Source organism: Staphylococcus agnetis (genome assembly GCF_002901865.1).
In the GTDB taxonomy this organism is placed as follows: domain Bacteria; phylum Bacillota; class Bacilli; order Staphylococcales; family Staphylococcaceae; genus Staphylococcus; species Staphylococcus agnetis.
Genome location: NZ_PPQF01000014.1, coordinates 22470 through 33184, shown reverse-complemented (window position 1 = coordinate 33184; position 10715 = coordinate 22470). Strand labels below are relative to the sequence as shown.

Here is a 10715-nt window from a genome sequence, read left to right as displayed (position 1 = left end):
TTGTTAAAATAATCTCTAAGAAAACAATATAAATCAACAATGTATTTTCAGTGAGATATGTGTACAATAATACAATGAGTAAACTAAAAAAATAATAGCTAACCAAAACTAATTTTGGTGAATTAAAAACATAATTTGGTAAATAAAACGTTAAAAAAACAAATAAAATGACTATTGAAGGATTTACATAACAAGCTAAAAGAATTATACATAAACAATGTAAAATTAAGATGATATGCAAGTATTTTTTTATTTCATCATCTTTTAACATTGTAAGCAAAGCAGTCGTTAGCATAAATAATATCCATATCGAGATTGATACAAACATTGGCAACGGTGATTGCTCAATAAAAATTGAGACAAGAGGAATCATACAATACGTAAGATGGATCGTTGGAAATTTTGACACTCTCTCTTTAAAGGTCAACTGAAATCACCCACTTTACGTATGAATAAACGAATAATGATTAACAATATTATACAATAAATTATAATTTTAACAACCGATAACCATAAAATTTCACCAGTATTTAAATAAAAAATGACAACATTTTGAATATGCATTATTGGCAACCATTGTGCCATAATTTGAAAAATTTTAGGAAGTTGATCGAGTGGTATCCATAGACCTCCTAGTAAAATTAATAACACATAGATTAAATTACTATACGCTGTGACACGTGATAATTTTTGAATTGAGGCTAAGCCGTATGCAAAAGGATATATCACTAGTGTACCTATTAATATCATTACAAACGCCATTCCCCACTGAAACATAGTCATATGAATTCTAAATATAACGCCTGTAATACATAAGCACAGAATTGCAAATGCTGATAACATTAATGTTTTGCATATTTTACTTATAAAATAATGCAGGTAAGTGACCTCTGTGTTAACCAATCGTTTTAGCCATCCCATTTTTCTCTCTAAAGCAAGTTCTTGAGGTAAGGTAATGAGTACATAACTAATGGCACTTAATATCGCCATATGAATTAAATAATTGCGTCTAAATTGCTCAAAATCTTTTAACGGTAACGCAGTCGCTTGTATCATTGCGATGATATAAAAACAAATTGGTATTATGATAAAAATGATTATATTCCGCTTTTGTTTCGCACATTGTTTCAATTCGAATTGTATTAAAGTCATCATCATTGTCATCATCCCCTAAGTTTATCAATTTATATCATGATGATGTAACATCATTAATATAAACCTTATCTAAGTCGCCATTGTTTAATTCATAAATCGTATGACATCGTTTTCGTAACATATTGATATCATGCATGACTATAATCATTGTGGTCCCTAATTGAATCAAGTTATCGATAATCCCCCAAAATTGTGCTTCAGTTGAGATGTCCATCGCTGTTGTAGGTTCATCTAATATTAAAAAATTAGGATTTCCTGAAAGTGTCAGTACAAAATCTAAAAACCGTTTTTCACCTCCAGATAATTGACTGATTTCTTTATTTAAATTAATAGAATCGATGAGATTAATTATTTCTTTTGTATCCTCATGATGTCGCTGAAGGCCTAAAAATAAGTCAATAGCATCTTTTACGGTTACCCATTCAGGAAAAGTACTTTCTTGATAGAGGATTGCCTTTTTAACTTGTTTCTCCCAATATATGTCTCCTTTTTGACTTTTAATGACACCCATCAGAAGGTTGAGTAATGTTGTTTTACCCGTACCATTGCTTCCTGTCACTCCGACAATTTCACCAGTGTTCATTGAAATGTTCACATTTTTTAAGATGACACGATTGTCCAGTTCATATGTTAAATGTCTCACTGTTAGCATTCATCTTCCCCCTTTTGTATCCATAATAAAGGAAAGTTATCGTGAAATCCTGTCATTTTTGTCACGATTAGGATATGACAAATGTCATTTTTAACTCATTTTAACTCTTACCTTAATAATTCATCCATAAGTTAAATAATCTGTTATGATTAAATTGAATCAACTTATTTAGCTTAAAAATTATGTTTTATTGAAATACCATTATAAATCTGAAAATTTTTTCTTTTCAAAATGAGATATTCTAAAAATACATAGAGGGAGATCATCTAAATGAAACTTAAATATGTGACTGCTATTTTCCTTTCATCATCTTTACTACTATCTGCATGTTCGAATGACGAAACTGCAAAAGAAAATGCGCATGAGGTTCAAAAATCACATCAAACTAACAAGGTGTACGACAAATTATCGGATAAAGACATTACTAAAAAAGGATCAACTGCTACTACTAAAACAAAAGATGTCACTTTTGTTCTAGGCAATCATGACAGAATATTACAAGTCAAAAAAGATTTATCTGATATGCCGATCAATAAACAACAAGAAGAAAAGAAATTAGAAGGTTATGCAAAAGCATACATGGAAGATGATGCAAAACTCAAAAAAGTGAGAAGCGAAACTCAAAAAGTTTATTATTCTAAAAAAATAAACCGAGAGTATTTCGTCACTTATCAGCTTGATACCAATGGCAATGTAACTGAAATCCTCATCTCAAGTTACAAATAGTAAAGTAGTCATTTTATTGACCATCAACGGTGTGAATATGTCAGTTTAACATAATAAGACCCTCAACAATTGCTTAAGAATTTTGAGGGTTTTACCTTATACTTCAATTTTTTTATTTTGTTATGTAATGAATAACACTATGAACCTTGAAAGCATCATTGATTATAGCATTTACAAACATGATTCTGAACATATTATTTTAGATTCATCTTCTTTTGAATGTCTTTAGGGATATCTGATTGTTGCACTTTTTTTACATCTAAAACAACACCTTTGGCATCTGTAAATGTAATTTCAAATAAATCTCCTTGTACTACATCATCCGCTATTAAGTTTTTGTCAATTTCATAAACATCATTTTCGGCATATACCTTCATTTTTGATTGATGTTCATCCATATTACCATAATACGTTTCTTCCTCACTAAAATAAGAAAAAGGGTCCGTATTAAAACATAAAAAGATACCCACAATAATTAACAAGCCTATAAACAAAAATTTAATTTTGATGATACTCACCACTTTCTATTTTTAAAATATGTTATATTAATTTTAAACAAATGCCAACCATGCTTTAGCATGAATTTTTACGTCTAAAATTGATATATCAAATGATTAATAAAAAGAGGTGTTATTATGAGGTCACATATTTTAAAAAATAAATTTTGGCTAAGTTACTTTAGTGCTATCATAATTTTATCTTTCATGACACCCATGTCTACTTTTACACAGGCTCAGTCGCTAGGTGCGTTCGGCATTGCATTTATTGTTTTGATCACTAAATTTATAATCTTTTATTTCACTTTCAGAGTGATTTATAGCATTGCGTTTTCATGGGTAAATCAAAAGGATAATGATTGACACTTTATTATGGTGCCATTTCTCCTTATTCCACCTTATTACGATATAGAACCATGCTACCATCATCAACTTTAAAAACCCTTGAAGTACTTAGACTTCAAGGGTTCTATACATTAATATTGTTTCATATATTGGTCTACTTCCCATTCGCTGACTTGCGTACGGTAGTAATCCCATTCGATAGATTTTGAATTAATGAATTGATGATAAATATGATCACCTAAAGCATTTTTAACCGTTTCATTTTCTCGCATTGCTTTAAGCGCTGTATAAAGCGTTGATGGTAAATCTTGAATACCTACCGCTTCACGCTCTTCACGATTCATCTCATAGATATTTTGATTCACAGGTTCTTGTACTTCTAATTTATTTTTAATTCCGTCTAAACCAGCTTGTAAAATCGTTGCTAAAGCCATGTATGGGTTCGCAGCCGGGTCTACAGAGCGAATTTCAACACGTGTTGATAAACCACGTGAAGATGGAACTCGTACTAATGGTGAACGGTTTTTACCACTCCAAGCAATATAACTTGGTGCCTCATAGCCTGGTACAAGACGCTTGTAAGAGTTTACGAGTGGGTTACAAACTGCTGTAAAACCACGTGCGTTTTTCATAATCCCTGCAATGAAATGGTAGGCATCTTGAGATAATTCCATTTTGCCATTTTCATCAAAGAAAGCATTTTCTTTTCCTTTGAATAACGACACGTTAAAGTGCATACCACTTCCGTTTACACCAAATAATGGTTTTGGCATAAATGTCGCATGTAAATTGTGTTGACGCGCAATTGTTTTAACAACTAATTTAAATGTTTGAATATTATCACAAGCTGTAACAGCGTCTGCATATTTAAAATCAATTTCGTGCTGACCTGGTGCCACTTCATGGTGACTTGCTTCAATATCAAAGCCCATGTCTTCTAATTCTAATACGATATCACGACGACAGTTTTCACCTAAATCAGTAGGTGCTAAATCAAAATACCCACCATGATCGTTTAATTCCATTGTTGGTTCGCCTTTTTCATCTAACTTAAATAAGAAAAATTCAGGTTCTGGTCCAAGGTTAAAATCAGTGAAGCCAAGTTCTTCCATGTCTTTAAGTACACGTTTCAAGTTACTACGAGGATCCCCAGCAAATGGCTCACCTTCAGTTGTGTATACATCACAAATTAAACGCGCTACTTTACCTTGTCCTGCAGTCCACGGGAAGATCACCCATGTATTTAAATCAGGTTGTAAGTACATGTCTGATTCTTCGATACGCACAAATCCTTCGATAGAAGAACCATCGAACATCATTTCGTTATCGAGAACTTTTTCTAATTGGCTTACTGGTACTTCTACATTTTTGATTGTTCCTAAAATATCAGAAAATTGTAAGCGAATGTAACGTACATTTTCTTCTTCTGCAAAGCGTCGGATGTCATCTTTTGTAAAATTTTGTTTTGGCATTGGATCATAGCCTCCATTAAATTATTTGAAAAAGCGTGATAAATCTCCACGATTTAGTGGTATAGATTCTCTTTGTGGTTTCTGCGTCGTATCCACGAGCATTTGTTTTCTTAATAGCGCTTCTTCATTATTCAAGTCGTTATGTTCTTCAAGCATGATTTGTTTAATGCCTTTCATATTAAAGCCTTTTTCAAGTAAGTGCTTTATTGTGAGCAGCGTTTCTAAATCGTTTAATGAGAACAATCGTTTATTCCCCTCTGTTCTAGATGGAAATATGAGTTCATGTGTTTCATAATAACGAATTTGACGTGCAGTTAAATCCGTTAACTTACTGACAACACTCATCGGAAATACAGGCATGTTACGTCGAATTTTATCGTTATCCATCTCCCACATCTCCTTGAATATTTTGAACTTATCGTTACAATAGCATATATATTCTGACAATACAAAAATATGTAAGAAAACCTGACATGAAATCTGATGTCAGGTTTATAGCGTTTAAATAAGGTTTTTCTCCATTAATTGTGAAACGGCACGAGATACTGCAAGCTTCACATGTTCATAAGTTAATCCACCTTGAACATACGCTTCGTATGGCGGACGTATCGGGCCATCTGCAGATAATTCGATTGATGAACCCTGAACAAACGTCCCAGCCGCCATAATCACATCATCTTCATATCCTGGCATATAGCTAGGCTCAGGACTAAAATGCGCATTTATAGGTGAATTATGTTGAATACTTTGACAAAACTGGATCATTTGTTCTTTTGTCTCAAAGGAGACGGTTTGAATTAAATCAGTTCGTGGCTCATGATATTGTGGCGTTGTCTTCATATTTAATTTCTCTAATAACAAGCTTGTAAAAAGTGCGCCTTTCAAACTTTGACTCACGACGTGTGGACTCAAGAAAAATCCTTGATACATTTCATGCAATGACCCGAGAGAGGCACCAGCCTCTTTGCCAATGCCAGGGGCGGTTAAACGATAACCACATCGTTCAACCAAATCTTTTCTACCAACTATATAGCCCCCTATTTTCGCTAATCCTCCGCCTGGATTTTTAATCAGCGATCCAGCAATAAGGTCCGCCCCCACTTCAATTGGTTCTCGTGTTTCCACAAATTCACCATAACAATTATCTACAAAAACTGTGATGTGAGGAAATTGTGCTTTTATTTTTTGAATCACATATGCTATTTCATCAATGTGAATAGATGGCCTTTGATCATAGCCTTTAGAACGTTGAATGGCAATCACCTTTGTGCGGTCGTGAATCGTTTGAAGTACCCTTTCAATATCAATGCGTCCTTCTTTAAGAGGCACATCTTGATAAGTCACGCCGCGTTCGATTAAACTTTCAATACCATTTCCATTTATACCAATGACTTCTAACAACGTGTCATAAGGTCGCCCCGTAATATATAGCAATTCATCTCCATGTTTCAGTAAGCTTTGTAAGGCAATCGTTATCGCATGTGTTCCTGAAATGATTTGTGGGCGTACAAGTGCGTCCTCAGCTTTAAACACGTGTGCATAAACCGCTTCTAAATGGTCACGCCCAAAATCATCATAACCATAACCTGTCGATCCTTGTAAATCTGTTTCAGTGATTTTGACATGGTGAAATGCATCAAGCACGCGTGCTTGATTTTCAAAAGCACGTTGCTCAATAGCTTTAAAGTATGGTGCGAGATCTGTTTCAACCTCATCAATTAATTTAGATATATTTATCATGATTACGCTTCTTTCTATTATTTTCGATACCCTTGTATATGATACGTCTCATCTTGTTCATTAAAATCCAAAGATGTGATTAAAGTTTGACGCTTCAATGCATAAAGTGTATCTCCTTCAGATACTTTAATTGTTTTTTCATAATATGTGAGTTGTTTTTTTAACTGCGCCATTAATAATTGTCGTACTTCCGTTTTATCACGTTCATCCCTAGCAGAAACGCTTTTCGAAGGAAATGAACTAATTGGTGGCACGTTTTCAGTTAAATCTCTTTTGTTAAATAAGACTACTTGTGGAATTTGTTCCATATTTAATTCTTTAATTAATTGTTCAACCGTGTCGTACTGAACTTTTGCTTCAGGATGACTTGAATCGACCACATGTATTAATAAATCAGCTTGCTTCGCTTCCTCTAGTGTTGACTTGAAGGCTTCAATTAATGTCGTCGGAAGTTTTTGTATAAATCCAACCGTGTCAGAAATAACCAATTGAAAGCCATCATTGAGGGTAATTTGGCGCGTTTTGGGGTCGAGCGTCGCAAATAATTGATCTTTTTCATATGTTCCATCTTCAGTTAATACATTGAACCAAGTCGATTTCCCAGCATTGGTATATCCCACTAATGCAATTTGAAAAATGTCATTTTGTATTCTTTGATGACGATAACGTTCCCGATGTATTTCAACCTCTTTTAACTTTCGCTTGATCTCATTCATTCTCGTACGAATATGACGACGGTCCGTTTCAAGTTTAGTTTCACCTGGTCCTCTCGTGCCTATGCCGCCACCTAAACGCGATAAACTTTTACCATGCCCCATTAACCGCGGTAATAAATAATCCAATTGGGCATATTCGACTTGTAACTTACCTTCTTTACTTTTGGCGCGCAATGCAAAAATGTCTAAAATGAGTTGTGTTCTGTCTATAATTTTAATTCCTAAAACTTCATTTAAATGTTTAGATTGTGCGGTAGTCAGTTCATCATTGGTCACAATCACATCTATATCGTGAAATTGAACGGCGTCTTGAACCTCTTGTATTTTACCTTTCCCCATATAATGTCTAGGGTGTATGTCATTTAAATTTTGCGTTAGCGTCGCTTTGACTTCTAAGCCACACGTTTCAGAAAGTGCCTCTAATTCAGACATTGTGCTCTCAAAGTCATATTCTGATACTTGGGTATGTACACCTATTAAAAGTGCTTTTTCTTTAATTTCTTCTGTTGAATAACTCTGTTTATAAGTCACTTCAGTCACCTCGTTTCTATACAACGTACCATCGTGTATTTTATCACAAACACCCGCTTAAGACTATGCGCTTCCAATATGATATATTTAATTCAAATACAAACTTAAAGTTTAAAAAATAAGAGGTGATTATAAATGAATATTTATGACATTGAAGTTGAACGCTCTAATGGAGATACTTATAAGTTATCTCAATATAAAGGAGATGTGATGTTAATCGTAAATACCGCAAGTGAATGTGGCTTCACCCCTCAATTTAAAGACTTGCAAGCGCTTTACGACAAATATAAAGATCAGGGGTTTATCGTACTTGGATTTCCGTGTAATCAATTTGGTCACCAAGAACCTGGTTCAGGTGCTGAAGCCATGCAAAACTGTCAATTAAATTATGGCGTTACATTTCCAATGCATCAAAAAATCGAGGTAAATGGCGCTAATGCTCACCCACTATTCCAATATTTAAAGTCACAGCAATCAGGGATATTGAACGAAAAAATCAAATGGAATTTCACAAAATTTTTAATTAATCGTGAGGGTCAAGTTATCAAGCGGTTTTCACCTCAAAAACAACCGCTGCAATTATCTAATGCCATAGAAAATTTATTGTAAATCATAAATGATCCCCCATCGTGTTCAGCAAACACAAAGGGGGATCGTTTCTTGTTTCCAGCATTATGAAATTCGTTTTTTAGTTATAGACCAACTACGTCTTTACATTCATTCAAACTAAAAACTGTGCACTTCGCTTAGTTCGTACCTTCAAGAAATGTACTAATGGCATGTTTATAGATTAAATGATGTTTTCCTTGAGAAAGAAAATCAACCACATGCTGATCATAATCTGCAATTGTACCTCTTAATTGAAAACCATTCGTTAAGAAGACTGTTAATTCCTTTTCCTCAGTTTTAAAGTTTTCGAGATACGTTTCTTGAATATCTTGTTTGTCAAACATGTTCATTTCTCCTTTTGTTTATTTGGGTTAAAATATCATCTAGCATTTCTGGAAGTGACATTCTCTCTCTATCTAACCAATGAACATTAAGTTTGTTTTTAAACCACGTTAATTGTCGTTTAGCATAATTTCTTGAATGCTGTTTTAACAATTCTGCTGCCTGGTTTATTTCAAGCTCATTATGCACGACGGGTACTAATTCTTTATAGCCAATCGCTTGCATACTTTGACATGATTCATAACCTAATTCAATAAGGTGTTGCACTTCGTCCATTAAACCTTGAGACAACATAATGTCTACACGTTTATTTATTCTATGATACAATGTATCGCGCGACATTTCTATCCCTAGTAATAATGTATCATAATTTTCTGTTAATTGGTGACTTTTCTTGCGATTACTTAAAATTTTTTTCGTCTTCAAATAGTATGAAACCGCTCTCTCAACGCGCTGACGATTATTTGGATGAATATTGGCTTGAGACTCAGGGTCAAATGTTCCTAAATAATCATGTAACGCTTCATTTGAATAGGTACTAAGGTGACGCATTTTTTTAGCCACTTCAGCTTCTTTTTCAGTTGAAACCTCTTCATTTTCAAATTCATAATTATAAATAACTGATTGAATATAAAGGCCTGTCCCCCCAGCTATAATCGGAACTTTACCTCTTTGAGTTATTTCATCAATTAACGGTTTCACACGTTGTTGAAAATCATAAGCGGTAAACGTTTCATCAGGTGATAATATATCAATTAAATGATGCGGTATGCCTTGCATTTCATCTGATGTGATTTTTGCGGTTCCAATATCCATATGTCGATACACTTGCATGGAGTCTCCACTAATAATTTCACCATTTACTTTTTTGGCAAGTTCCACACTTAGTTCTGTTTTCCCACTCGCTGTTGGCCCAACGATAACGATTAAAAAGGGCTTTTTTTCACTCACTTGATTCACTCACTTTTTTTCTTTATAATTTGACGACTCATCCAGTCTAACATATGACGCCATACCGCTTCCTTATCTTTCTCAAATAAAATTTCGTGTCGCTTTTGTTTATAAAGCTGTACAGTAATATGCTTGATGCCGCCTCTTTTTAACGTCTTACCTAACCGACGTATCCCATTGCCATAATCTCCGAACGGATCCGCTTTACCAGCAATAAGTAAAATTGGGAGTTCTGGATTCATCTTAGCAATTTCTTTTAATTGTGCAGTTTTCATAATATGATGCATCACACTATAAACCAATTGGTTTGAAACTAAAAAGCCAGTATATTGATCTTGTATGAAAACATCCACTTCATGTTCATCCGAACTAATCCAATCACTAGGTGTACGTGTTGGTTTGAAACTTTTATTAAAGGAGCCAGTGACAAGGTCATTAATCCATTTTAGGCGACGCTTTTTACCTGTAAATAACGTGACAATTTTTAATGCAATGATATTGATGTAACCCTTCCATTTTGGATAGAGCGCGGTACCCGTCAAAATTAAACCATCAGCATCATTTGGGTATAATTGAACATAACGACGTGCGATAATAGAACCCATCGAATGTCCTAAAATAATGTAAGGTAGCGTCTCATTGATAGTTGGCTGTAGCGTCGTTTTGATTTCATACGCATCATGAACCACTTCATCGACAGAATTAAAGTGCCCTCGGAGTGTATTAATCGCTTTACCATGACCACGATGATTATGTCGAATCACATGATAGCCTTGCTGATTCAGTTGCGTAACAAGACGTTCATACCGATCCATATGTTCTGCCATACCATGAAAAACATGTACAATCCCTACAGCCTCATGATCTGCACGGTCAATTTTCACTTCTAATATGGTTTCATCAGATAACGCTATTTTCATGGTTTCTTTCTTAACCATTGTATAAATCCACCTTTCCATACCCATCTCATACTTCAACT

General features: G+C 34.2%; 12 protein-coding genes. 2 read left to right on the top strand and 10 right to left on the bottom strand.

Annotated elements, in window-relative coordinates; all coding sequences use genetic code 11:
* Positions 1-423 precede the first annotated feature (423 nt).
* A complete protein-coding gene (locus CD172_RS02580) occupies positions 424-1158 on the bottom strand; it encodes an ABC transporter permease (RefSeq protein ID WP_157950606.1) in 735 nt (244 codons plus the stop codon).
* Positions 1159-1189: 31 nt separating this feature from the next.
* On the bottom strand, positions 1190-1807 hold the full coding sequence (locus CD172_RS02575) for an ATP-binding cassette domain-containing protein (RefSeq protein WP_103345392.1): 618 nt from the start codon (positions 1805-1807) through the stop codon (positions 1190-1192).
* A gap of 270 nt (positions 1808-2077) precedes the next feature.
* Between CD172_RS02575 and CD172_RS02570 the strand changes: the two genes are divergently transcribed.
* Positions 2078-2533 carry a hypothetical protein gene (locus CD172_RS02570; protein WP_103345391.1) on the top strand — a complete coding sequence of 152 codons (456 nt, stop codon included), beginning with the start codon at positions 2078-2080 and terminating at the stop codon, positions 2531-2533.
* Between the two features lie 194 nt (positions 2534-2727).
* Here CD172_RS02570 and CD172_RS02565 read toward each other — a convergent pair whose 3' ends face one another.
* From CD172_RS02565 to hflX, 5 genes are all read right to left on the bottom strand, one after another.
* The gene (locus CD172_RS02565) at positions 2728-3003 is read right to left on the bottom strand and encodes a hypothetical protein (RefSeq protein ID WP_133173692.1); all 276 of its coding nucleotides are present in this window, start codon (positions 3001-3003) and stop codon (positions 2728-2730) included.
* 503 nt (positions 3004-3506) lie between these two features.
* Positions 3507-4847 (bottom strand): type I glutamate--ammonia ligase, encoded by a 1341-nt coding sequence (gene glnA / locus CD172_RS02555; RefSeq protein ID WP_037564556.1) that lies wholly within the window; start codon positions 4845-4847, stop codon positions 3507-3509.
* A 21-nt stretch (positions 4848-4868) separates the two neighbouring features.
* On the bottom strand, positions 4869-5234 hold the full coding sequence (locus CD172_RS02550) for a MerR family transcriptional regulator (RefSeq protein ID WP_037564558.1): 366 nt from the start codon (positions 5232-5234) through the stop codon (positions 4869-4871).
* Positions 5235-5348: 114 nt separating this feature from the next.
* Positions 5349-6587, bottom strand: a complete 1239-nt coding sequence (locus tag CD172_RS02545; RefSeq protein WP_103345388.1) for a methionine gamma-lyase family protein — start codon at positions 6585-6587, stop codon at positions 5349-5351.
* Between the two features lie 17 nt (positions 6588-6604).
* On the bottom strand, positions 6605-7834 hold the full coding sequence (gene hflX / locus CD172_RS02540) for a GTPase HflX (RefSeq protein ID WP_103345387.1): 1230 nt from the start codon (positions 7832-7834) through the stop codon (positions 6605-6607).
* Positions 7835-7969: 135 nt separating this feature from the next.
* Between hflX and CD172_RS02535 the strand changes: the two genes are divergently transcribed.
* On the top strand, positions 7970-8443 hold the full coding sequence (locus CD172_RS02535) for a glutathione peroxidase (protein WP_060550949.1): 474 nt from the start codon (positions 7970-7972) through the stop codon (positions 8441-8443).
* A 137-nt stretch (positions 8444-8580) separates the two neighbouring features.
* On the opposite strand, the gene hfq is transcribed toward CD172_RS02535, so the two are convergent.
* Genes hfq through CD172_RS02520 form a run of 3 tightly spaced genes read right to left on the bottom strand, consistent with a single transcriptional unit; the run spans position 8581 to position 10674 of the window.
* A complete protein-coding gene (gene hfq / locus CD172_RS02530; protein ID WP_037564566.1) occupies positions 8581-8787 on the bottom strand; it encodes an RNA chaperone Hfq in 207 nt (68 codons plus the stop codon).
* Positions 8780-9736, bottom strand: coding sequence for a tRNA (adenosine(37)-N6)-dimethylallyltransferase MiaA (miaA, locus tag CD172_RS02525; RefSeq protein WP_103345394.1), 957 nt, complete (start codon positions 9734-9736; stop codon positions 8780-8782). Before miaA ends, hfq begins: the two co-directional genes overlap by 8 nt.
* Positions 9737-9741: 5 nt before the next feature.
* On the bottom strand, positions 9742-10674 hold the full coding sequence (locus CD172_RS02520) for an alpha/beta hydrolase (protein WP_103345386.1): 933 nt from the start codon (positions 10672-10674) through the stop codon (positions 9742-9744).
* Positions 10675-10715: the final 41 nt, after the last annotated feature.

Excerpts from the sequence above, each read along its gene's own strand:
- CD172_RS02535 (WP_060550949.1), top strand. The coding sequence starts at position 7,970 with ATGAATATTTATGACATTGAAGTTGAACGCTCTAATGGAGATACTTAT.
- CD172_RS02575 (WP_103345392.1), bottom strand. The coding sequence starts at position 1,807 with ATGCTAACAGTGAGACATTTAACATATGAACTGGACAATCGTGTCATC.
- CD172_RS02520 (WP_103345386.1), bottom strand. The coding sequence starts at position 10,674 with ATGGTTAAGAAAGAAACCATGAAAATAGCGTTATCTGATGAAACCATA.
- hfq (WP_037564566.1), bottom strand. The coding sequence starts at position 8,787 with ATGTTTGACAAACAAGATATTCAAGAAACGTATCTCGAAAACTTTAAA.
- glnA (WP_037564556.1), bottom strand. The coding sequence starts at position 4,847 with ATGCCAAAACAAAATTTTACAAAAGATGACATCCGACGCTTTGCAGAA.
- CD172_RS02545 (WP_103345388.1), bottom strand. The coding sequence starts at position 6,587 with ATGATAAATATATCTAAATTAATTGATGAGGTTGAAACAGATCTCGCA.
- CD172_RS02570 (WP_103345391.1), top strand. The coding sequence starts at position 2,078 with ATGAAACTTAAATATGTGACTGCTATTTTCCTTTCATCATCTTTACTA.
- CD172_RS02580 (WP_157950606.1), bottom strand. The coding sequence starts at position 1,158 with ATGATGATGACTTTAATACAATTCGAATTGAAACAATGTGCGAAACAA.
- CD172_RS02550 (WP_037564558.1), bottom strand. The coding sequence starts at position 5,234 with ATGGATAACGATAAAATTCGACGTAACATGCCTGTATTTCCGATGAGT.